Raw genomic sequence first — 24,143 nt, forward strand, 5'->3', positions numbered from 1 at the left:
GATATGGACAAAGAGAAATTTCGAAAAATATTCTTGAATAAAGGGATGGCGCTGCTATTCGCGCTGGTATTGGTATTAACAGTAATGTGGCGCATGGCAGATGCGGATGCACCAACATTGAGCCATCCTGCTCAGAAACAGGTAAAAGACATCCTTTACTCCTTACAGGATAGCGAAGCAGAACGCGCCAGTGGGGCATATTTCCCCAGTCAGGGCGCATTTATTTCGCTTGATTTGATTCGGGGACCAAATTCGGTAAAAGGCAGGCAATCCTTTGAAGGTGTAAGGGATTGGGGTATCTACCTCCTGCAATATTTCGGGGGTAAATTAACAGCCGTTCCTACTAGCGAAAATATCGCAATATCAATTGACTTCTATGATTTTCCTATGCTAGTTTACCGGCAAATAGTCTTAATAAGCAAGGCTTCGGATATTAAAGACCCTTCCAAATACACAATATATCTGGACGGTAAGCCTTACAGTCAGGCAACCGGACAAAGCACACAAGCTGCTGCTCCGGCTAACAGCGCAACACAGGCTGCCACTACTGCTGCTGCTGCTGCAAAAAACACAACACAGACCGTAGCCCCTTCAAGCAGCGCTACTACTAACAAAGCAACAGCACAAGCCTCTGGTACTACCGCAGCGACTAATCAAAAAACCGGTCCGGTTAAAGTCCAATTGGATTTCACTGACCCACAGGCAGCCGCACAGCAATGGAAAGTAATCAACGGGCAGTGGAATTTTACAGGCGGTAGCTATGTACAAAGTGAGCTTGGTAAATTTGACCTTGTTAGTATGTTTACTACCCCATTGGCTGGAGATATAAGGATTCAGGCTGACCTTAAATATGCACAAGGAGACATGGGCGGAGGCTTGGTCTTTAATGCGCCAAAAGTGGATACAAAAAGCGGCGCCTATATGGTCAGCTTTACCGGCAAGGGTACCTACCTGCAATGGGGCTATTACGATAATGCCGGATTGTACCAATATCAAGGCGGCGCATCTGTACAAAGTAGTCAAGATGGCAAAACTTATACCCTAGCAGTTAAAACTACCGGCAACCTCTATGAGGTGAGCTTAAATGGGGTGACGCTAGGAAGCAAAATACCGATAAATGGAACTTTGGGTGGCTATGCAGGGCTGTTGGTTTCAACCTCTCAAGTCAATTTTGATAATGTTAAAGTGGAGAGTACGCAGTGATAACCGATGTACGCAACTTTAAACCTGACGTTGCGAAGCCGCGCCGCACACACCTGAAAGTGTTGGGGCTAAATATAGAACTTAAAACTCTGAAAGTCGTTTTGCTCACTTTTGTGATAACACGACTGATGATTTTCTTTATTATTTTGTTATCTTCAACTACTATCCCGATGCGGTTGGGCGCATACCTGTACTCAAATCCGGACAATTTGGTTATGGACGGTCTGGTAAGAGATGATAGCTGGTGGTACCATAATATTGCTACGCGCGGCTACAATATGGGCAATATTCAGACCGGGGCGCAGGGCAATACAGCTTTCTTTCCGGTTTATCCATTGTTGGTAAAGACTGTTAGCGCATTGGTCGGTGATGTTTTTTTTGCCGGAATACTCGTTTCTAATGTTGCTTTCCTGTTTGCTTTAGTATATATGTACCGCTTGGCGCGGCGCGAATTTGATGATGAGACCGCAGCGCGAGCAGTTTTTTACTTTGCGGCTGCGCCCACCGCTGTTTTCTTCTCCGCAATGTACACCGAGAGCGTTTTTATGCTCGCCATTCTCGCCACTTTCTACTATACCCGTGAGGGTCAATGGGATAAAGCAGCAATTGCGGGAGCGGTGGCGTCCGGCACACGCAATACGGGGGTAATAATTGCGCTCTCGGTTGCGTTGGAAGGGTTGTATCAGGCGGGATTTCGCTTTAAACCTCCACGTTGGAAACGCGCTGCTTTGAAACGACATTTTTTTGCTCAAGTAAAAATTGTGCCAAAAGCGTGGCGGAGCTTTCTGGCAGCCGCATTTGTACCTGTCGGATTGATAGGCTATATGGCTTATCTGGCAAATGCCTTTGGCGACCCGTTAGGCTTTATCCATGTGCAAGCTACGTGGGGGCGTGAAGTTTCAGGGGCAGGCTTCACCAAGATTATAAGCGATACAATAACCCATCTGAATATCGGCAAAAATTTTATGGCAGGGCAATTTGATACTGGCACCCTGCTTAACTTGCTTTCTACGCTGGGCTTTGGGGTTTTAGTAATTATTACACTGTTCAAATTGCGCCCAACTTTTTCAATATATGCGTTGCTCACCTTCCTTGTACCGCTCAGCACCGGGTCAGTTGGTAGCATGACACGCTATATTCTAATGCTGATTCCCTGTTTCCTGCTGCTGGCGAAATGGGGCAAGAATCCCATGATTGATAAAATTGTTATGGTGATTTTCGTGCCGATGATGGGTTATATGTCCATAATTATGTCGCATTGGTATTTTGCAGGTTAGAAAAACGAGAGCAGGCGTTTGCCCATTCTTATTTAAGGCGATAACCTGCGGCACTCGCCGGAGAGAAGGGGGAGTTCAAGGGGACACCCCATTTTCGACTATGCAAAAGCCCTGAATTTCCAACGGTAGCAGTTTCTTTTATTATTCATCTCCTATATAATATTCTATGGATGAAACAATAAGTTGTAAGAAACGTTAGAACACCCTTACGCGATTACATATGCGCTTGCACTCGGTGAGAATTTGCGGCGCAAGAGGTAAAAAAATGAGTGATATTGACAAAGGGGAAACGCCTTTTACTGAGGAAGAGCCTCAGAAAGAATCCAAAAAAGAAAATGAATTCCCCTTTATTCCCTTAAAAAATGTGGTAGTATTCCCCGGTGTACCGGTAAAACTGGTTATAGGTTCGCGCAGTATGATAGCGTTGGAAGAGGCGCAACAGCATTATGGGGGCAGAATTGTGGTGGCGGCACAACGCGAAAAGCCCGCTACCAATGACCTTGAGCCTCCCGTTCCGGCTAATTATCGTAACGAACTGTATCATGTCGGGACGTTGGTGACTATAACCAGCGTGCAGCGTCCTACCGAATCGGGCGGCACTACTGAAATCGGCGTGGAAGGGATAAACCGGGTAAAAATTACCCGCTTCTTATCTCTCAACGCTCATCCAAACCGAGTACAATTGGTAGAAGCCGTAAATCTGCCAGAGATAAATACACCCTACTCGCCCCAGATTGAAAGCATGATGCGCCATGCCAAGGAACTATTCAGCCAACTCGCCGGGTTGACCAACCGTATTAGCCCCGAATCGTTGGAATACGCCTCCACTATTCGCTCTTCTGGCTATCTAGCCGATTACATCGCTGCCCATTTACCAAAAGCCTCCACCGAACGCATTGTGCCGGAAAAGCAACCGATTCTGGAAGAAGTGGATGTAGAAGCGCGGCTCAACAGCATATGTGTGATACTCGCTACCGAGATTGAATTGTTGGAGTTGGACGGGCGTATTCGTAACAAAGTACGACAGCAGATTGATAAGAACCAGCGCGAGTTTTATCTACGCGAGCAGCTAAAAGCCATCCACGATGAGCTATCGGGCGAGTCCGGAAACGAAATTCTAGAAATACGCAAAAAGATTGAAGAAAAGAATCTTCCGCCCGATGTCACCGATAAAATGTTGAAAGAGCTAAATCGGCTTGAGCGTATGAGTAGCGTTTCGCCCGAAAGCAACGTAGTACGTACCTATCTGGATTGGGTATTGGCGCTGCCTTGGAACGAGTCAACCGAAGATAATCTCGATGTAGCACATGCTGCATCTGTGCTGGATGCTGACCACTACGGGTTGGAAAAAGTTAAAGACCGCATCCTCGAATTTCTGGCAGTGCGACAATTGACTGCTAAGGCGGAGAAACGGATGAAGGGACCAATTCTGTGCCTTGCGGGTCCTCCCGGTGTGGGCAAAACCAGTTTAGGGCATAGCATTGCAAGCGCTATGGGGCGTAAGTTTGTACGCATCAGTTTGGGTGGTGTGCGTGACGAAGCAGAAATTAGAGGGCATCGCCGCACCTATGTGGGCGCCTTACCCGGTCGCCTGATTGCTGCACTCAAGCAAGCCGGAACGCGCAACCCGGTTATGCTATTGGACGAAGTGGACAAGATGAGCAGCGATTTTAAGGGCGACCCTACCGCTGCCCTGCTAGAAGTGCTTGACCCGGAGCAGAACGGTACTTTTGTTGATCACTACATAGACCTGCCATTCGACCTTTCCGAAGTTCTGTTCATTACCACCGCCAACTACGTGCCGAATATTCCACGCCCGCTGCTGGATCGCATGGAATTAATTGAAATCGGTGGCTATACCGAAGAAGAGAAATTGCAAATCGGGCGGCGTTTTTTGCTTACCAAACAACTGGAAGCCCATGCGCTCGAATCCGGCACGCTGCAAGTACCAGAGAAAATGATGCGTACTATCATTCGCAACTATACGCGGGAAGCAGGCGTACGCAACCTTGAACGTCGCCTTGCTACGGTGTGTCGCAAAACCGCACGCCTGCTGGTGGAGGGCAAAGTCAAGCGGTTGGCGCTTAGCCCGTATTATCTTGAGCAATTTTTGGGTATCCCTTATTTCGCTATGACCCCCGAAGTAGGGCATAACCAAATCGGTATAGCTTTAGGCTTAGGCGTAACCGGACATGGCGGGGAAATTCTGCCGGTGGAAGTGGTCACTATGCCGGGTCGCGGCAACCTGATTGTCACCGGACGATTAGGCGAGGTGATGCAGGAATCGGCGAAAGCCGCGTTGAGCTATGCTAAGAGTCGCAGCCATGAATTGGGTATAGACGTGGCGGCTCTGGAAAAGCTCGATTTGCATATCCACTTGCCAGAAGGCGCAACCCCTAAAGATGGACCAAGTGCGGGTATTACCATCGCTGTTGCGCTTATTTCCGCGCTCAGTCATCGCCGGGTACGCACCGATACCGCAATGACCGGGGAAATTACTTTGCGCGGGCGTGTGTTACCCATTGGCGGTTTGAAAGACAAATCGCTGGCGGCGCATCGTGCCGGTATAAAACGCATTATCACCTCTGCCGCTAACAGGCGCGATATGCCGGAATTGCCGAAAATCGTGCTTAAAGAATTGGAGTGGCTCTGGGTTGATAGTATGGATGAAGTAATGCGCGAAGTGTTTGTCACAGAGGATATACCGCCCGCTCTTATTGATAAGGTTGAAGAGAGTTTGCCGATGGCGACAGCAGAACCCACCGCGCCCCATCAAAATTCAAAGGGTTCTAAAGCTCCCATTAATACTGAGTTGCCGGAACAAATATTGCCGACACAAGAGCCTCCTATCGCTAACAGCGAAGGGAATTAACCAATCGGGGAAAACCGAAGGTAGTCTGGCGGATAAAAAGAGCGGTTCGTAACCCCCACTACTGGGTGCATGCGAACCGCTTTTTTTAATTATTTTTTGTCAAGCACTTCCCGTACTCTATTTAATAAAACCGTTGGGGTGAAGGGCTTCTGGATAAATTCGGCTTTACCATTAGTAGTAACCTGTTCTACCAAATCGCTACTATAACCGGACATCAACATTAACTTTATTTTCGGGAAATATTTATGCAAATAGTCAATCAGTTCTAGTCCGCCCATTTCGGGCATCACCACATCGCTGATTAGTAAGTGGATTTCTTCTTTGTATTGGCGGCAAATTTCCAGCGCTTCCTTGCCATTAGCGGCTTCCAACACTTTAAATCCTTTTTTACTCAGAATTGTACGCCCCAATCGCCGCACCAATTCCTCATCTTCTACTAACAAGATGGTTTCCGAACCGGATTTTGACGATACTACTTCGTGCTGCACTGGTTCATGTTTCTCGTTGCTTTCGAAACGCGGCAAATAAATCCGGAAAGTAGTGCCAACCCCAATCTGACTATCTACCAGAATCATACCCTCACTTTGTCGGATAATGCCGTACACCGTAGCCAGTCCCAAGCCTGTGCCTTTGCCGAGTTCTTTGGTGGTAAAGAAAGGTTCAAATATATGGCTTAGAACCGCCTCATCCATTCCATACCCATTATCGCTGACGGTAATCAGCACATAAGGTCCCTGCTTCAATTCGCTATGAAGCTTTGCCATAGCCTCATCAACCTCGATATTGTTAGTTTCTAGCTCTACTTTGCCGCCATTTGGCATTGCATCTTTAGCATTGATTACCAAATTCAGAATAACCTGTTCTATTTGAACGGGGTCAGCTTTTATTTTACCCAAATCCGGGGCAAGCTTCTCGATTAGAATAATATCTTCTCCAATCAAGCGCTTTAACATACGACCCATTTCTTGAATTCTATAATTCAGATCCATTAATTTGGGCTGGAGCATTTGGCGACGGCTGAAAGCCAATAACTGCCGGGTTAGGGAAGCCGCTCTATTTGCGGCAGTTTCGATTTCGAGCAGACTGACACGACTAGGGTCGGTCTCAGGCATATCAAAACTCAACAGATTTGCGTAACCGATGATAGCAGTTAGGATATTATTAAAGTCATGGGCAATTCCCCCTGCCAACCGCCCCACCGACTCCAGTTTTTGCGCCTGAAACAGTTGTTCCTGGCTCTTTACAAGCGCATCTTGGGCATCTCTCAAGCTGGTTATATCACGGGAGATAGTAAGCACCGACTCAATTTCGCCCGTTTCGCTATATTCTGGGACAATCCGCGCTTGGTAATATACTTCGCCTTTGGTAGGAGAAGGATAGGAAAATTCTACGGTGCCTTCTCTGCCGGTTTCGAGGAGGGTTATAATGGCATTGTAAATTTTTTCTTTATCTTTCGGGCTAAAAGCCTGTTCTGCAATGGCAGTGCCGATTAGCGTTTCAGCCGGGCGATTTATAATCTGCGCCATTGGCGGATTCGCGTAGAGAAACAAGCCCTGTTTATCCAAACGGCTTATTATATCGGGCGAATTTTCGACTAGAGCTTTGAATTCCTGTTCACGCTTGCGTAGAGCTTGCTCTGCTTTCTTCCGCTCGGTAATATCATGGGCAGAACGCAGCACATAGCGGCAATTACCGCCCTCATCTATCACTGGCGTGAGAGTAGCTTCCCCATAAAAAGTTTGTCCTGCTGGTTTGATTTTGTATTCGTATTGATAGGGCTGGCGCAATTCTATTGCTCTTCGATAATGCGCCAACTCTTTTTCAATATATTCCTCATCGAAACCGGAAATATAGTGCAGAAATCTCCAATCTTTGCCGACAACATCCGCTAAGGTCACGTCAGGTTGAAACCTGTTAATAACCCTAAACATGCTTTCGTTAAGGGTAACAAGCACCCTCGGAATCCCCTCCTTAACTTCATACAAGGTAATCATATCCGAAGTATTGTTAAAGGTTAGGGACATGCGCTGTTCACTCTCGCGCAATGCCTCCTCTGCCAGTTTGCGTTCGGTAATATCCTCGAAAGTGGCATACACCCTATACGGCTTTGCTTCACCCTCACGGAATTGTGGCACAGCGTTAATATTAATCCAGACAGGGCTGTTTATGGCAGAGTTGAAAACCCCCATCACGACATTTCTCACTTCTTGCCCAGTTTCCAACGCCTGCATGCTGGGGTGTGTTTCACCGGGAAAGGGCGAGCCATCTTCATGTATAGAACGCCAGCTTGGGTCAATCGAGGTTCGCCCTTGCATTTGCGCCAACGATAGCCCTAAAATCCTCTCGGCAGCAGGGTTAGCGTCAGTTATCAGCCCGTTTGCATCTTGATAAACTACGCCCAGCGTCATAGTATCAAACAGGTTGCGAAAACGCTTCTCACTTTCGCGCAAAGCTGTTTCGGCGTTTATCTGCTCACTGATGTCGCGGGCAGCCACCACAAATACTATTTTGCCTTGCCATTCAGAGGTTCGCATTGATAGTTCGGTGGGAAAAATCGTGCCATTCTTACGGCGATGGTAGCGCAGAGGTATAACCGAGCTTCCGATAACCGGGTTATCGGTTAATCGCTTTGTTTCTTCAGACTGTGCGGATATATCAGTATTGCGTAAGGTTAAAAATTCTTCTTTGGTGTAGCCGTAAATTTCGGTAGCGGCAGTATTGGCATCCAGAATTAATCCGGTAGCCTGCTCTATCAGGAAGACAGCTTCCTTTTCCAGCTCAAAAATCTGCCGATATTTATTCTCACTCTCGTACAGAGCGAATTCTGCTTGCTTATACTCGGTAACGTCAATTGCCACACCTACCGCACCCTTGATGTTTCCAGCCTCATCCTTTAGAACGTTACTGTGAAAATCGTACCAACTGTTCCCCATCTTGACGGTTTCTTTAATCTCTTCCTTCAAGAATCGCGCAGTGATATTATTTACCAGCGCCTTTTCGGTATCATCATGTATCGTGTGAAGCCAATTGCCTTTTAGCTGTTCAGGTGTAAGGCTAAGCCGTTCCAACCCCTTGCCCTCTGAGAACGAAACTGCACCATTTTGGTCAAGGGCAAAGACAAATACAGGCAGGCTATTGATGATGGTATTCAAGAATTGGTTGGATTGCTGGAGTTCTGCTTCGCGTGAATGCAAATCGCTTTCGGATTGTTCCAGTTCAGCTACTCTGGCACGTAGGCGTTCTAATTCTTCCTCGTGCTGGTTCCTATTATGATTTGTGGCGCTGTGCTGCATACTGTCGCTTTCGATTTTATTTATATTGGTTAGGATGGTTTCTGTAATTAATTTGGGAATAAAACAAAGCCTATCAAAGAATCTGGTTTCCTAATGTAAGCATTTCCCAAACAGCTAGATAACATTTAGATATTTGCCTAAATATATTAGGTTTTATTTATATAAAGTTATTATAGCAAATTAGAAATCTTAAAGAAAGGTTTTTGAACACTTTTTAACTCCAATAAATTTTATAGGGAAATTTGCAAATTCGGAAAAGGGGTAGCAGGAGGTCGGTGTCCTAAAAATGTTTCTTTTATATCTCCACGCAACTACGTTAAACAAATCGCTTATTTCAAGCGATTCAACGATTCAACGATTCCATCAATTTCACTTGCGGCGGAGGAGTTCACCGATAATAAAGGCGGGCGTACTGCGCCACCGTACATGCCGAGTTTATCCATCGCGTATTTCAAGCCCGCGACTCCGAAACGGGTTGTGACTGCTGCGTTGGGAGCAAGTATCTGCAATTGTAATTGCTGCGCTTCTACCAGATGACCGTTCCGAAAGTAATTATAAATATCGAGGCATTGTTGAGGCGCAATATTTGCTAACGCTGCCACGCCACCCACACCACCTACCGCCAGCGTTGGCAATAGGAACGAAGCAGACCCCGCCAGTATCGCAAAATCTAGCTCGCGCTCCTCTACACCTTGCACTAACTCGCTGATTTTTACCAGATTTCCCGAACTTTCCTTCAAGCCGATAATATTAGGGTGGGCGGCAAGTTTGAGAATGGTTTCCACGCTCATGTCAATTCCGGCATAAGCGGGCATGTTATAAAGTATCACTGGGATGGGCGAAGCATCGGCAACGGCGGTAAAATGCGCTACCATAGCATCCCCGGTCATAGCATTTTTATAGTAACCGGGCGTAATAACTATTGCGGCATCTGCCCCGTTTTCCGCCGCCGCGCGGGTTAGGCGAATAGTAGCGCGGGTGGATTCCGCGCCTGTTCCGGCGACCAACAGCTTATCCGATGGTATAGATTTTCGCGCTGTTGCAATTGCTGCCAGCTTTTCAGATTCTTCTAAATATACATATTCGCCGTTACTGCCTAGAATCACAAATCCGGTCAACCCAAAGCGGCTCAGGGTTTCGAGGTTTTCACGCAAGCATTCTACTGCTAGTTCACCCTGTGCATCGAAAGGGGTAGGTAGGGGCGGCATTACTCCGGCTAAATTGGCAGGAGTGATTTTCTTTCCAGTCATTTATTTTTTACTCCTGCTCATTAACTTGCAAACCGTTTACCTCATGTCCATGGGTAGCCTTGAACATGGCAATATAATCTTCCCTGACCGGACTGAAAATATCGAGGGTAAGGCAAGGTTTATCGCCAATACCCCGTGCGGCATGCAAAACCCCGCCGGGAGCAAGGTATATATCACCTTTGGTTACGCGCTTGCCGTTTTCCTCTGCCAGATCGCCAATGTAAAAAATAAATTCGCCTTCCAGCACAGTACCCATCTGTTCGTGAGGGTGGCTATGTAGCGGCACTAACGCATTGGGTTCGAGAGTGACAAAGCTCATCGTCACGTTTTCACCGCTGAAAAGCTGCATTTTAATACCTTGTGCTAGTTCGAGAGGCTTAATGTTGTCAAGGTTATAAAACCCGGCTACAGCCTTAAGATTTTCCTGTATTTCGCTCATTTATTTATCCTCATTATTAAGCCAAACACTTATTCAATATCGCGAATGCCGGGCTTGAGCGGTATCAGAAAAGCGATTACCAGCGCCACTCCAAGACTAATCCAGTCCCAGTAATGAAGAATCTGCTGTTTTGCCAACATATCTTGAAATTCAACCCAACTTACAAACTTCAGATTGTTGATGCCGATAATTGAAGCGTAAAGACATAATCCAAAAGTCAACAATGTGGCAAGTACCGCTGCCAACATTACCAGAATACCTTGACGATTCTCGCTGCCGGAGCGCGTACTAACGCCCACTAAGAAGCCCACTACTGCAAAGCTTACCATTAAGACCTGCCGCGTAATCAGACTGGCTATTCCAAAAAGCGCAGCGCATAAAACGCCAAAAATTACTCCTACCAGAAAGCCAACCGCAGCATGGGAGAAAGTACCGGGCGCAGAGTAAATTTGTTGTAGAGAAATGGCGCTGGCACACTCGTAGCAAATCTTTTTGCTTGACCCCATGAAGCCTTTAATTGTAACTGAGGTTGCCAACGGCTTGATTTGGCGACAATTTGGACAAGTAAAATTGCCTTCGTAGAGAACGCTGCCGGGTCGCGGCTCAGTTATACCAAAACTGGCAACGGTAGAACTGGTCAAAGAATCCATATTTACCGGTTGACGTGGCAATTTTAAAGACTGTAAGGTTGGTGGAGTAGGAACTTCCTGCGAATTTTTGGATTCAGGAATTGAAGCCATTTCGGGAAAGGGGGGTTTGGGTATCGCCCATAAATTATCAGGATTACTGGAGGGCGAGTTGTAATTCTCGTCAAAAATACTTGGCGGTAGGCTAATATGAGTCTGGTTTTGTTCTTCTAGCAGACGCGCTAAAATTTCGAGTGTGCCAGAAGAAGCGTTAGTGGTTAGTAGGGGTTTCCCGCAATTGGCACAATCTGTTGCTTCGGTTTTATTTTTAAATCCGCAATATATGCAAAACATCTTGTTGCTTCGCTGTAAAAATGCAACGGGTGCAAGGCGGAAATCCCTGCCCCGTCAAAAGCTGCACAACCCCTTATTTGCGGGCAGATACCTCAAGGGTAGTTGCCACAATCTGTACGAAATCGTTAGCCTTCAAGCTTGCGCCACCCACCAACGCCCCATCAACTTCAGGCTGGCTTAAATACTCGGCGATATTCTTAGCGTTTACGCTACCGCCATATTGAATACGCACCGCATTTGCCAATTCTGCATCGTAAAGCTCGGTTAGTACCTTGCGGATATGAGCGGATATGGTATTGGCGTATTCACCGTTAGCCGCTTTACCTGTACCGATTGCCCAAATAGGCTCGTAGGCAATAACTGCTGTACTTGCGTCTTGGCGACTAATGCCCTCAAACGCGCCGCGCACTTGCCGCTCTACCACTGCTTGAGCTTGCCCGGCTTCATTCTGTTCCAGATTCTCACCTACCGCAATAATTGGCGTGATGTCATGTTTAAAAGCGGCTTTGACCTTACGGTTAACATCGGCATCGGTTTCCCCTAATAGGGTGCGCCTTTCGCTATGCCCGATTATAACGTAATCGCAAAACTCGCGAAGCATGAGCGGAGAGACCTCGCCGGTAAAAGCGCCTTCCTCTTCCCAGTACATATTCTGCGCGCCCAATTTTATTTCTGTATCTTCCAGCAACTCGGTTTGAACGGCAAAGAGCGCAAGAAAAGGCGGGCAAAGCACCACTTCAACCCCTTCAAACGAGTCAAGGTCGTCCATCATATCTTCTACAAGGTCGAGAGCTTCGTCAACAGTTTTATTCATCTTCCAGTTACCGGCGATTATAGGAGTACGTTTACCGGAACTGAACCTGTTAATCTGCAAAATATTTCCTCCATACGGCAGTGTATAAACTCTATGCTTTATGATAGAATACCCCCTTTCCTGAAAAAGGAAAAGGGGCAAGATGTACTATTTATCGTTGAGAGCCGCTACACCGGGTAAAATTCGCCCTTCCAGAAATTCAAGGCTTGCGCCGCCGCCGGTGCTGATGTGGGTCATTTTGTCTGCCAAACCGCTCTGCTCAACTGCTGCCACGCTCTCACCGCCGCCGATGATGGTGGTGCCGTCCACTTCTGCCAGAGCTTGTGCCACTGCGGTTGTGCCTTTGGCAAAAGCCTCAAACTCGAACACGCCCATAGGTCCGTTCCAGATTATTGTTTTAGCATCTTTCAGACGCGCTTTGTAATCTGCTACGGCGGCGGGTCCAATATCGAGAATACGGGTGCCTGCTGCTACTTTGTCGGGGGTAGTAATGCTGTAACTTGCATCTGGAGCAAAACGATCTGCTGCCACCACATCAACCGGAAGCACGATTCGAGTGCCTTCTGCGCTACCCAGCAATTCCTTAGCCAGCTCTACTTTGTCATTTTCCACCAGCGAATCGGCAACGTCAAAGCCCTTCGCTTTAAAGAAGGTGTTAGCCATACCACCACCGATGAGCAGGGTATCAACCTTGACGCGGGTGAGCAGGTTCTGAATCACGCCGATTTTGTCCGAAACTTTCGCGCCGCCCAGAATCGCTATCAAGGGGCGAGTGGGATTGGAAAGCGCTCCGCCCATGATTTCGAGTTCTTTTTGCATCAGGTAGCCCGCTACACTCTCGCTAATGTAGTGGGTTACGCCTTCGGTGCTGGCATGGGCGCGATGGGCAGTGCCGAAAGCATCGTTCACATACACATCGCCTAGCGCGGCGAGTTGCTTCGCAAAATCAGGGTTGTTCTTTTCTTCTTCTGCATGAAAGCGTAGGTTCTCCAGCAACGCCACGTCCCCATCCTTGAGGGCATTTACCGCTGCTTCTACATCCGCGCCCACGCAATCATCAAGTTTGGTCACGGGCTTACCGAGCAGTTCGGCAAGATGGGTGGCAATCGGGTTCAGGCGCAACTTGTCTTCCGCCCCTTTTGGTCTGCCAAGGTGCGACATTAAAATTACTTTCGCCCCTTTTCCCGCCAAATAATTAATTGTAGGTATGGCAGAGCGAATGCGAGTGTCGTCAGTAATCTGTCCATTTTCCAAAGGTACGTTGAAATCCACGCGCACCAGTACGCGCTTTCCGCTGACAACTACATCTTCGATAGTTTTTTTGTTCATAATAACTGACCCATCCTTGTTTACATAAATATTCTTCGTTACTCTTTTTACTGCGGGTGACAACCTGAGAACTAACGTTACTCAGTATTTATAACTGCAAACTGCGTCAAACTTCATTTGTACGGTGGCGCTAAGAATAAGTTCTTACGCACTGTTAACGTAGAACAAGCGCAAGTCAAAGCCTGTCCGGAATCGTGGGAAACAGGCATAGCAACCGGGTTGGCAAATCGGGAATTAAATTTATAATGCTGGTAAATATCAAAAAGCTGGAAATAGGCAGCTTTTAAAGGGTCGGTCAGACTAAACGCAGCCAATGTTAAAACTGCATCCGGGTTCTGTACTACTCGAAATTTCAAGGCTTGGCGACCGTTTCGCCTCAATCCGATAATACCCATGCCGCTGGGCATTGAGGGTATCTCCTTTCCACGATTTCCGGGTAGAGGAGCAGTTACTAACTTTTTAGATAGAGAAAGCTAACTTAGTGTTCTTGTTTCAATTATTATAGCATGCGCTAAAGGACTAAGCCAAATGCTTATGGTTCTAAAGCTTGGATGCTACCGTTGGCGAACTGCCCACAAATTTAGAAAAATGCTCAGGAAGCGGGTTTGGGGGCAGCCAGTTTGAAAATCTTTTAAGAGATATAAGTTCTCGGTTTAGAAATCTCGCTTAACCCACTCCTCCGGGTCAACACCAATAGCGCCAATTCGTATTTCCCAATGCAAGTGCGCTCCGGTGGAAAGCCCGGTTGTGCCAACTTTTCCGATTAAATCGCCCTGATTTAGCATATCACCCACCTTTACAGTGATAACCGATTGGTGGAAATAGGCGCTATGCACCCCTAACCCATGATCTATAATCACAATTCCGCCCCGCACTTTCTGAAATTCTGCCAGCACAACCATCCCACGCTGTGGCGCTTTAATCGGTGTACCTTGTGGTATCCCAAAATCTATTGCGTCATGGATTTCGCTTCCACCGCCTACATAATCGCGGCGAGAACCAAAGGGCGTAGTGATGGGTCCGGTAAGGGGCAAGCTAAAACGCCCACTCCAAAGCTTTACAGGAGTGACCTGATTGTAAAAGCTGTAAACCCGGTCACGTTCGCGTTGCTGTTCCGCATCGCTGCCAAGACTAGATTCTACAGCGGGGTCAAGCTGAATGGTTTGGTGTTCAAATTGACCCGCCAGAATTCCTATGTTCTGCTCAAAGCGTCGCACTACCCCAGTGTTATCAATAATTTCTGTTAGCAGTAGTTGTGGACGCAAAGCAGCATTACTGGCAACCGGTGTATAAGCAACTAATTCGTTTGCTTGAGAAACGAATGTTAATTTCTGACCGTTGAAACTAGCGATAACATTAGAAGGCACACTTCCTAGCGCCCGCACTTTGAGAGTGCGTCCCTGCACCACTGCGCCAGAATCTGGGCGAACACTGAAAGTTTGGGGCAAGTGGTGTCCGGTTAGCCGGAATGAGTCTGTACCCAACAATCCTAATAACACCTCATATTCAGTCCCGCTAAATTCGGGATGATACTCAAAGCGGTTGCGTTCAAAATACTGCACGGTATAACCACCTTCGGTAAATTCTTCCGAGAGGGGAAATCCAAAAATAGCCAAACCCCCATGGCTATCCCAGTAACGTTTAAATCCCGCGCTCAGAGTGTGCCGAGTCTCGGTGAAATAATAACGGCTTGAGGTACTAGGCACATAGGGTGCTGGGTCAAATTTACGCCCAATAATAGTTTGAACTCCCAACAAACCTAACTCTATCTCGTAAGGTGTTCCCTTAAATTCAGGATGATACTCGAACCTCGCTCTCTCAAAATACTGGACGGTATAAGTTTTCCCATCAATCGGGTTTGTTTCCGAGTATTCTTCTGATAGTGGGAAGCCAAACTGAGCCAAGCCTCCGTGCTGCTGCCAATAGGTGCGAAAGCCACCACTCAAGTAATGCCCAGTATCAGGAAAATAGGTGCGAGTAGGGTCAGTAGAAGATGGCGCGGGCAGGCTATCTCCCGGATCGAGTGCTACAGCGAAGGCTGGCACAGGTTCAACCAATATTGATAGCAAGAAAACCAAAGTAAAAAATACACCTGCTGGTCTTATCACTTTCACTTTTGGAACTCCTCTATTCAAAGTGGATTCTTTTGAGAATAAAAACTGCAACCATTTTATGCTACTTTAGCTGAAAATGCAGTTGTTATACGCGGAGTTTTCAATGGTAGCTTAGGATGCCAAATTGCGGCAAATGGCTTGCTACTAACGAAGTCTGTAGCTGAGATTAGCGGGGAATCGGTACTAAGGTAACATTGTGAAATATAGAACTTTAAATTACACTATATATATACGAATAATTATGTATGAATATTTAATCTTTTTATATCTAGCAACAGAGTTTGTAAAAGGAAAACTCCATTACTAAAGTGGTAGCAAATACGTCCCAGCTCTATATCATACCAACAACGCAAGCTGCTCTAACATTTCTAAAATACGTGTTAGCTAGGCTCACTAACTAAAATCCTCGCCAATGCTCTTCCTGTTTTTGCTTTAAGAAAGTTGAGTGGCGAACAGCCTTGTATTCGTATTGTCTTTTTTGGTTTGTAGTCTGGGGTGTGTAGCATTTGAACAGCTTCAAAAGAAACTTCTGTTTTGGAGCTAGTAAGGATTGAATCGCGATGAAGAACAAACGGATTGTCGTTTTTGGCTTGTTCCTTATGCTAAGTAGCATCTTAATTGGACTCATAGCCTTTATTTCCAGTTCCGATACTATTAAGACTCAAGCAGCAACCCCTGCTTCCAACGTTTTAACAATTAATAATTCAGCGGTAAAACACACCTTTTCCAGCAAAATGCTGGGAGTAAATATGGTCAATTGGGAACATGCTTGGGGCAAACCCTATCCGGGCGATGTTACCGGATTGGCGCAAGCTTTAAAGGCTGCTAAAATCGGTCTTATCCGATATGGCGGGGGGAACTGGACTAATACTCTTGGTTGGGATCGTACCGCAGAACGGACTCCCTATACCGGGTGGCCCAATGCCACTAACGGTCCTTATTGGTTCCAGTTTAATCCACGCGAAATTGACAGCCTTGCTAAATTGGCACAATTATCAGGTGCGGACGTGCTGATTGAAGTAAATGTTTCCACCAATAACCCGACTATGTGGGCTGATATGGTCAAATACACCAATGTGGAGCATAATTACAAGTTCAAATACTGGGAAATTGGCAATGAGTTGGATTTAGCAAGCTCTACGCCTAGCCCAGATGAATATGTCACTCGCCTTGGTCAATATACCGACGCAATGATGAGCGTTGACCCAACCATTAGCATTACTGCATCGGCGGCGGCATCTCCCTATGAAGCAACCCGGTTGGGTTACAATGATACTATTACCACGCTTTCTCAATATCTCACCAAGCCCTATACAATGGTTTCTCCAAAGGGTAATAAAATTAAGGCTTTATCGTATCACTGGTATCAAGCCTGTAACAGCGTTACCGCTGCGGATTTACAACTTTATCAATATAGTGGCTTGGCTACCAACTCTTGGCGCAATAATTACTCGCGTATAGAAGCCGATTTGATGCCGCTACGGGTTACCAATGAGATTACTCATGATTCGATTCCACAGGGTGTTACAGAGCTTAACTTTGACGCATGTAATTATGATAATCCCATGAACGGGAATTTTTTGAATGCGCTATGGACTACCGATGTATTGGGACGTATGGCTTACAATGGTGCCGATTTTGCCACTCGTTGGGAAGGTTACGGTACACAGGGTTACGGCATGATTTATCCGAATGATAGCCTTAATCCCACCCAACTTTATGCGCGTCCGGCTTATTATGCCTATTTAATGTATGCCAATTATTTCGGGGATCAGATGGTGGAATCTAGTAGCAACGACAATGCCCGTTTATCTGTATGGGCTTCGCGAGATTCTACTGATACTACCAAGTTAAAGCTAATGGTCACTAACCTTTCGGCAAATGAGTTGCCTACTACACTTAATACCACAGGCTTTACTGCCGGTTCGGGTAGCTTGTACCAGTTGAGAAGCGCCAAACCGGCGGATATTAGCGCTGCCAGCCTAACGGCACCGGCTACAATCAATGGCGTATCTGTTAATATGATGGATGTAGCCGGAAGTCTTAACGGTATTAAGCCAGTGGCGTTGGCGGTATCAGGTTCTTCCTTTAACTATACTTTTCCAGCGTATTCCACGACTGCCATTATTTTGACGAGCGGTAATGTAATTTCAACGCCTACACCTACCGCAACAGCGATACCAACCGCTACGGCTACACCAAATCCTACTACCACCGCGCCTGTCGCAACCGCTACGCCCACTCCTAGCTCTAACACGCCTATTCCAACCGCAACCGCTACGGCTACTGCAGGTGGGCAGAGTATTACTACTTCGGTAACTACTTCTAAAACAATGGTCAATCCCGGTCAAGCAGTTACGCTTAATACTATTGTAAAAGCAGGGAGTAGCGCTGCTACTTGGTTGGTAGATACCGAAATATATTGCTCTACCGATAAGGTGAACTGGACTAAGGATTTCCAAAATTATCGCGACTCGCAAAAATTTACCGCCGGGCAAACTCTCTCATATGCCGATACTTGGAACGTGCCTTCAAATCACGCTACTGCTCAGTGTGTAATCAAGGTAGGTCTCTTTTTACCGGGATGGAGCAGTCAGGTAATGTTTAGCGATGTTGGGACAATTGCAGTTGGCAATACTTCGCCTCCAACCAATACGCCTACACCAGTTCCTACAACCCCAACTGGGACTGTCGGCACTGGTCTCAAAGGCGAATATTTTGACAATGTTGATTTTACAAACCTTAAACTCACCCGTGTTGATAAGACTGTGAACTTTAATTGGGGTAATGGCTCACCAGACTCTTCAATCGGAGTGGATACTTTCTCGGTACGCTGGTCTGGTCAGGTGCTACCACAGTTCTCCGAGACTTACACTTTCTACACCCAATCTGATGATGGGGTGCGGTTATGGGTAAACGGACAATTGTTGGTAGATAACTGGACTAATCACGCTTCTGTTCAGAATAGCGGTACTATTCAACTTACCGCCGGGCAAAAGTATTACATCCGAATGGAATATTATGATAACCGTGGTTCGGCAATAGCAAAACTGTCTTGGTCTAGCCCTAGCCAGAGCAAGCAGATTATACCTGTGAACCGCTTGTTCCCTGCTGCCGGATAACCGGATATTGCCTGATTAATTAATCGCTATAATGAAATGGTCAATCTCTACAAGGGGTTGACCTTTTTATTGGTGTTAGCGCAATGAACTTGTCGCCTTCGGGTGAGCGTGTTATCTTTTGTAGGGTTTGAGTACATTATTTACAAGATAGGCAGACGACAATATGAGCGAGTTGACCCATTTTAATGAAGAAGGACGCGCCCGCATGGTGGATGTGTCCGAAAAAGCAATTACAGACCGCCGCGCGGTGGCACGCGGTACAGTAGTGATGCAACCTGAAACCTTGCAACTTATCAGGGAAGGGCGCGTGAAGAAGGGCGATGTGCTGGCAGTAGCGCAGGTAGCCGGGATTATGGCTGCAAAAAAAACTCATGAAATTATCCCTATGTGCCACCCACTACTCTTGAGCGGGATTAATCTTCGCTTTGAACTGGACGATTCCAAAAACGCAGTTTTGATTGAGGCAGAAGTGAAAACTACCAGCCAAACCGGAGTTGAGATGGAAGCTCTTACGGCTGTTAGCGCGGCTGCTCTGACCATCTACGATATGGTAAAAGCGGTTGACCGCGCTATGAGTATTGAGAATATTAGGTTGGTTCATAAGAGCGGCGGCAAATCCGGTACATTTGAAGCCCAATAAGGCACGCCCAGTTGTCAATACACAGAATTCGGAGGTGCAGACTGATGAGTTCGCTGCTCGTTATAGAATCGGCTGTATTCCCCGATAATTTGATGTGCCTCTTTCGGGCTTTCAAATTCATTTAGTAACACATACTTATATTTAATCGTCCGCCACAAACATAGCGTGCTACCTCTGCATTGCTAGGCACTCCCCTTTTTGAAACGCTACCAGCTTTTATGGCATATATCCTCTAAAAAGTTTGAATTGATAATTAGCCATATCCGGGCTTTCACCTTTAATAACTCTTTCATTGGAAATGAATACACTGGCATAAAGCTCTAATCTCTGTTTTTCAATTGGCAGGAATATTCATGCGGCAGGCAATAGAACAAAGTAAAACAGCAGCAAAATTAGAAATAATTGCCAAACACCCTTCTAGGAAGGATTTGGTTTTCTTATTCATCGCTATATTCTTGGTGATGTCATATATTGCGCCACGCTGGAGCGATTGGAATCAAAACTCCAGAGTAAACCTTGTACGCGCTATTGTGGACAAGGGTACTGTGCAGATTGACGCTTTCATTGCCAACACAGGTGATTATGCTTTTTATAATGGGCATTATTACTCTGATAAACCACCCGGTCCCGCCTTAGCAGGGGTGCTACCTTACGCTGCGCTGAAAATGGCGCTTAGCAATCCATTGGCGGACAAGGCGTTGGAGATTGCAGGTAATTCCAGAACTTTCAGTCAAAGCTTTAGTGAGGGCAGCAACACTGGAACACAACTTACTACATCGCGTGACAAACTAATCGGAGCATTGGCAAGAATAGTTTTGGCAATGTTTTTGGTTTCGATTCCAGTTTCGATTATGGCATGCTTATTTTTGGTGTGGGCTTGCGAATTAACCGGGCGTTATTGGGCAAGCCTTGCGCTGAGCCTTGCGCTCATATTTGGCACAACACTATTCCCCTATAGTTCAATGTTTTATAACCATGCCCTGACAGCCGCGCTTTTATTCAGCGGGTTCTTCCTGTTATATCGTTTGCAAAATAGTAAAGGTCAACCCGGTTGGTTAATACTTTCGGGCTTTCTGCTGGGTTTCAGTATCATTTCACAATACGAGACAGTTCTGATAGCTGCGGTGCTTGGATTATATTCGTTGGCTACAGTGGAACGCTTGCATTGGCTCCACCGTATTTTGTGGATTGCAATCGGGATATTACCCTCTGTTATAATTTTGGTTGCCTATGATTTGGTAGCCTTTGGCACACCCTTTCCGGTGGGTTATTCATACTCAACTCTTTGGTTGGATCGCCATTCACAAGGCTTTATGAGCCTTACTCTCCCTCACCTTGAAGCATTATGGGGGATAACCTTCAGCCAGTTTCGAGGTATTTTCCTCTTATCGCCATTCTTGCTACTGGCAATTCCGGGTTTTTATTATGGCTTGCGTAATGTCGGTAATCGTTTGGAAGCAATCGTATGCCTTTGGGCATCTGCCGCTTTCCTAACTTTCAATTCGAGTTCCATAATGTGGGCAGGCGGTCATGCCTTTGGTCCCCGCTATATCGTCAGTTGCCTTCCTTTTATGAGCTTCGGCATAGTATTTTTGCTTAAAGAAGCAGCAAAAGAAAAATGGAAGTTTGCGGGATTTTGGTTTGGCATACCGGCAGTGTTTTCAGTATTGGTGGTAATGTTCGGCTCAATTGCCGGAAGAAATTGGCCTTCTGATGAGTTTGAAAACCCTGTAAGAGATTTTCTTTTACCTGAATTACTATCCGGGAATCTTGCTAGAAATCCCGGTACTGCCCTCGGATTAAAAGGATTTTACAGTTTTCTTCCTCTACTCTTGGCGCTATGTATCTTATACCTTCTTTTATATCGTTTAAAGAAGCCACGCCGCCGCATGAAAGTTACATCTGAAAATAACTTGATAGGTTTTCAAAGTGCCGTTGAAGTCAAGCAATATGAGCTTATACCTATGGGAAAATCGAAGCCAAGTTTTATAGGTCGCTTCTGGCTAAACGGAAAATGGCTGGTTACTCTAGTAACAACGCTCGTTATACTTTTTTCTACCTTGCCTTATCTGTTCGGCTACCTTAGAACTCCGCCAAATAAAACATTTATGGGGATTATGTTGGATGTGCCAGATACGACCCAGTATTGGGCATGGATGCGAAGCTTTGGAGATAGCTGGATTATTGGCAACCCGCTTACACCTGAGAAAAACGACCCGGCGTTTTTTAACTTGCTATGGCTGATACTTGGAAAAGCACAGTTTATTATCGGCATTGGGCAAGAGTGGGTTTACCAGCTTTTTCGCATCTTCTCGATAGTATTCTTCAGTTTAATGCTATGGCGCTTCACGCGCTTTGTTTTTAACAGCCCTCTCTCTAGGAACACCGCTTATCTGCTAGTAATGTTCGGCTGCGGATGGGGTTGGCTTCCGATACTGATAAAACAATTCTCAGGAACACTTTCCAACCCTCTCGCTGTATTTGTATCAGAGCCGAATACTTTCCTGTCAGCGCTGGCAAATCCCCATCTGATTTTTTCTGCCAGTTTGATTCTATGGATTTTCCAACTCGTACTATTGGCGAGTGAGGAAAGTAACCTTAAATATGCTGTAGGGGCAGGCTTTATCGCTTTAATACTCGGTCTGGAACATGCCTACGACCTTTTAATAGTGTACAGCGTGATAGGTTTATTCTGGTTCAGCCATATGTGGCTTAAGCATAGCTTTGACGTTTTATGGTTTAAAATTTGCCTTATTATCGGTCTGCTTTCAGCTTTCCCCTCAATTTATTTTACTTATATCACGATTACCAATCCTACGTGGAAGGGTGTTCTGGCGCAATACGGAAACGCAGGTGTATTTACTCCAGACCCGTTTAATTTGCTAATATTGTTAGGACCTTTGCTTTTGCTGGCATTCTACGCCCTAACATTAAAAGCTCCCGCAGTAAAAGAAAGTAATATTTCGGAATACTCTCAGTACCGAATGCGATTAGTCAAAATCTGGTTTATCGCAGGGTGTTTTCTCATTTATATTCCCGCCAATTTTCAAATCAAAATGCTGAATGGCTGGCAAGTTCCCCTATTTATGCTAACAATAGTGGCAATTATCCCTCTAGCGAAAAGGCTTCACGCTGCCATTGATAAAATTTCAGTTAATGATTGGGCAAAAATACTTTGCGTTGGCGCGATTCTGATAGCTTTGCCTACTACTATTTATCTTTTCAGTTGGCGTTTTGTAGATTTAAACCGTGTTACAGCGCCCTATTATCTGGAGCGAGATGAATTATCTGCAATGAACTGGTTGGAACAGCGCAATAAGCCGCCTGAAATTGTACTAGCTTCCGAAACGCTGGGTTATTACATTGCACCCAAAACCGGAAACCGCCCTTTTCTGGCACATTGGGCAATGACCTTAGACTATTACACAAAACGAACGTTAGTAGCAGAAGTAATGAATCCTGCTACAACTTCAACTAGACGAGCAGAAATTCTCAAAGAATACAAGGTTACATACATCCTCTATGGCTCTGAGGATAAAAAACTTTCACCTGCACTGGATGACCCGAACTTGCAAAAGGTTTTTTCCTCAATCGGTGCGGACATCTATTTATATACGCCGTTGGTATCTAGTGCGGGAGGTAATCGGGTATGAGAATTGGGATTGACGCACGTTATCTGTCACATGGTCTGGTTGGAGGTGTCCATACCTACGTTTTTAATTTAATTCAAGAACTTGCAAGACTCGACACTACCGACCAGTTTTTTCTGTATGCTGATACCAAACGACCTTTTGAACTGCAAAACTTGCCCCACAATTTTACCTTGAAACTCTTGCCTTGGCGCAACAAACTGGATAGCCTGAAAATAGACGCATTCTTCTCAAGATACATTGCTGAAGATAAACTCGATGTTATCCATTTTCCAGCAAATTATGGGTTAGGTCCGCAGGGAGTAGCTACACTCATAACGCTTCATGATGCCTTGAATATTTTCCCGGTCTGGGAATCCATCAAACGGGAACTGAAAAAGCCAAAAGCGATAGCTCAAATCCTGTATCTTCAAGGGTTCACCCGATTGTCTGGGCGAAGAGCAACCCGCTTTGTAACCGTATCGGGCTGGTCAGCCAGCAATATTGCAGAAGTGAGTCGTGGGAAAATCCCGCACCAAAACATCGAGGTAATTCATTCCGCCCCTGCCGCTCATTTTCGGGTTGTCGAAAATATACAGACGCTTGAGGAAGCTAAACGCCGCTTGCAATTACCGAGTAAATTTGTGCTGGCGGACGGCTTGAAAAATCCGGGAGTTATTTTACGCGCATGGGAGTTATTACCTGAGAACTTACGAAATGAGTACCGAATTGTATTTTTCAGTCGCAAACCAGAACTATTACCGATAGCGATGGAGGCAATTCGGGCAAATAAGGCACAGCATCTAATCCGACCGAAGAATGAGGATTTGGTAGCGCTTTATAACCTTGCGACATTGTTTCTTTTTCCTTCTTGGATTGAGGGTTTTGGCTTGCCTATTCTGGAGGCAATGGCATGTGGAGCGCCGGTTATAGCCTCAGATAGAGGCTCAATTCCAGAAATCGGTAGCAAAGCAGCCTACTATCATGATGCCGAAGATGAAGTCTCCCTAGCGCGTTTGCTTGAACAAGCGCTAACCTCTCCAGAAAAGCGAAAAGAGATGCAGACACGCGGATACAAACGCGCTGCTGAATTTAGCTGGCGAAAAACAGCGGAAGAACACTACTTTACTTATAAAAAGCTGGCAAAAATCCCTAGCCCTGCTTTAGCGATTGGATAGGTT

The 24,143-nt window shown here is 46.0% G+C and carries 15 protein-coding genes; 7 read left to right on the top strand and 8 right to left on the bottom strand.

Annotation, left to right across the window (positions count from 1 at the left end; all coding sequences use genetic code 11):
- Positions 1–3: 3 nt before the first annotated feature.
- From WCK19_RS03120 to lon, 3 genes are all read left to right on the top strand, one after another.
- Positions 4–1,203, top strand: coding sequence for a hypothetical protein (locus WCK19_RS03120; protein ID WP_342395896.1), 1,200 nt, complete (start codon positions 4–6; stop codon positions 1,201–1,203).
- The gene (locus tag WCK19_RS03125) at positions 1,200–2,480 is read left to right on the top strand and encodes a glycosyltransferase family 39 protein (RefSeq protein ID WP_342395897.1); all 1,281 of its coding nucleotides are present in this window, start codon (positions 1,200–1,202) and stop codon (positions 2,478–2,480) included. The genes WCK19_RS03120 and WCK19_RS03125 overlap by 4 nt, the downstream gene beginning before the upstream one ends.
- Positions 2,481–2,745: 265 nt before the next feature.
- The gene (lon, locus tag WCK19_RS03130; RefSeq protein ID WP_342395898.1) at positions 2,746–5,352 is read left to right on the top strand and encodes an endopeptidase La; all 2,607 of its coding nucleotides are present in this window, start codon (positions 2,746–2,748) and stop codon (positions 5,350–5,352) included.
- A gap of 89 nt (positions 5,353–5,441) precedes the next feature.
- On the opposite strand, the gene WCK19_RS03135 is transcribed toward lon, so the two are convergent.
- From WCK19_RS03135 to WCK19_RS03170, 8 genes are all read right to left on the bottom strand, one after another.
- Positions 5,442–8,645, bottom strand: coding sequence for a PAS domain S-box protein (locus WCK19_RS03135; RefSeq protein ID WP_342395899.1), 3,204 nt, complete (start codon positions 8,643–8,645; stop codon positions 5,442–5,444).
- 329 nt (positions 8,646–8,974) lie between these two features.
- Positions 8,975–9,895: a dihydrodipicolinate synthase family protein gene (locus WCK19_RS03140; RefSeq protein WP_342395900.1), complete on the bottom strand. Its 921-nt coding sequence runs from the start codon at positions 9,893–9,895 to the stop codon at positions 8,975–8,977.
- Between the two features lie 7 nt (positions 9,896–9,902).
- Complete coding sequence (locus WCK19_RS03145; protein WP_342395901.1) at positions 9,903–10,334, bottom strand: cupin domain-containing protein; 432 nt, start codon at positions 10,332–10,334, stop codon at positions 9,903–9,905.
- Between the two features lie 29 nt (positions 10,335–10,363).
- Positions 10,364–11,314, bottom strand: coding sequence for a hypothetical protein (locus WCK19_RS03150; RefSeq protein ID WP_342395902.1), 951 nt, complete (start codon positions 11,312–11,314; stop codon positions 10,364–10,366).
- 73 nt (positions 11,315–11,387) lie between these two features.
- A complete protein-coding gene (gene tpiA / locus WCK19_RS03155; protein WP_342395903.1) occupies positions 11,388–12,188 on the bottom strand; it encodes a triose-phosphate isomerase in 801 nt (266 codons plus the stop codon).
- Between the two features lie 87 nt (positions 12,189–12,275).
- A complete protein-coding gene (locus WCK19_RS03160) occupies positions 12,276–13,457 on the bottom strand; it encodes a phosphoglycerate kinase (protein WP_342395904.1) in 1,182 nt (393 codons plus the stop codon).
- A gap of 113 nt (positions 13,458–13,570) precedes the next feature.
- Positions 13,571–13,864 carry a hypothetical protein gene (locus WCK19_RS03165; RefSeq protein WP_342395905.1) on the bottom strand — a complete coding sequence of 98 codons (294 nt, stop codon included), beginning with the start codon at positions 13,862–13,864 and terminating at the stop codon, positions 13,571–13,573.
- 246 nt (positions 13,865–14,110) lie between these two features.
- The gene (locus tag WCK19_RS03170) at positions 14,111–15,571 is read right to left on the bottom strand and encodes a M23 family metallopeptidase (RefSeq protein WP_342395906.1); all 1,461 of its coding nucleotides are present in this window, start codon (positions 15,569–15,571) and stop codon (positions 14,111–14,113) included.
- A gap of 560 nt (positions 15,572–16,131) precedes the next feature.
- Between WCK19_RS03170 and WCK19_RS03175 the strand changes: the two genes are divergently transcribed.
- The 4 genes from WCK19_RS03175 to WCK19_RS03190 all read left to right on the top strand — a co-directional run bounded on the left by WCK19_RS03175 (position 16,132) and on the right by WCK19_RS03190 (position 24,140).
- Positions 16,132–18,693: a PA14 domain-containing protein gene (locus tag WCK19_RS03175; protein ID WP_342395907.1), complete on the top strand. Its 2,562-nt coding sequence runs from the start codon at positions 16,132–16,134 to the stop codon at positions 18,691–18,693.
- 163 nt (positions 18,694–18,856) lie between these two features.
- Entirely contained in the window at positions 18,857–19,333 is a 477-nt protein-coding gene (gene moaC, locus WCK19_RS03180) for a cyclic pyranopterin monophosphate synthase MoaC (RefSeq protein WP_342395908.1), read from the top strand.
- Positions 19,334–19,686: 353 nt separating this feature from the next.
- Positions 19,687–22,986 carry a hypothetical protein gene (locus WCK19_RS03185; protein ID WP_342395909.1) on the top strand — a complete coding sequence of 1,100 codons (3,300 nt, stop codon included), beginning with the start codon at positions 19,687–19,689 and terminating at the stop codon, positions 22,984–22,986.
- Positions 22,983–24,140, top strand: coding sequence for a glycosyltransferase family 1 protein (locus WCK19_RS03190; protein ID WP_342395910.1), 1,158 nt, complete (start codon positions 22,983–22,985; stop codon positions 24,138–24,140). Before WCK19_RS03185 ends, WCK19_RS03190 begins: the two co-directional genes overlap by 4 nt.
- The last annotated feature ends 3 nt before the right edge of the window (positions 24,141–24,143 follow it).

Origin of the sequence: Candidatus Chlorohelix sp., from assembly GCF_037138995.1 — a bacterium.
In the GTDB taxonomy this organism is placed as follows: Bacteria; Chloroflexota; Chloroflexia; order Chloroheliales; family Chloroheliaceae; genus Chlorohelix.

Bases quoted from the DNA above. Each gene is read 5' to 3' on its own strand.
- WCK19_RS03120 (WP_342395896.1), top strand. From the start codon at position 4: ATGGACAAAGAGAAATTTCGAAAAATATTCTTGAATAAAGGGATGGCG.
- lon (WP_342395898.1), top strand. From the start codon at position 2,746: ATGAGTGATATTGACAAAGGGGAAACGCCTTTTACTGAGGAAGAGCCT.
- WCK19_RS03135 (WP_342395899.1), bottom strand. From the start codon at position 8,645: ATGCAGCACAGCGCCACAAATCATAATAGGAACCAGCACGAGGAAGAA.
- WCK19_RS03140 (WP_342395900.1), bottom strand. From the start codon at position 9,895: ATGACTGGAAAGAAAATCACTCCTGCCAATTTAGCCGGAGTAATGCCG.
- WCK19_RS03145 (WP_342395901.1), bottom strand. From the start codon at position 10,334: ATGAGCGAAATACAGGAAAATCTTAAGGCTGTAGCCGGGTTTTATAAC.
- WCK19_RS03150 (WP_342395902.1), bottom strand. From the start codon at position 11,314: ATGTTTTGCATATATTGCGGATTTAAAAATAAAACCGAAGCAACAGAT.
- WCK19_RS03160 (WP_342395904.1), bottom strand. From the start codon at position 13,457: ATGAACAAAAAAACTATCGAAGATGTAGTTGTCAGCGGAAAGCGCGTA.
- WCK19_RS03165 (WP_342395905.1), bottom strand. From the start codon at position 13,864: ATGCCCAGCGGCATGGGTATTATCGGATTGAGGCGAAACGGTCGCCAA.
- WCK19_RS03175 (WP_342395907.1), top strand. From the start codon at position 16,132: ATGAAGAACAAACGGATTGTCGTTTTTGGCTTGTTCCTTATGCTAAGT.
- moaC (WP_342395908.1), top strand. From the start codon at position 18,857: ATGAGCGAGTTGACCCATTTTAATGAAGAAGGACGCGCCCGCATGGTG.
- WCK19_RS03185 (WP_342395909.1), top strand. From the start codon at position 19,687: ATGCGGCAGGCAATAGAACAAAGTAAAACAGCAGCAAAATTAGAAATA.
- WCK19_RS03190 (WP_342395910.1), top strand. From the start codon at position 22,983: ATGAGAATTGGGATTGACGCACGTTATCTGTCACATGGTCTGGTTGGA.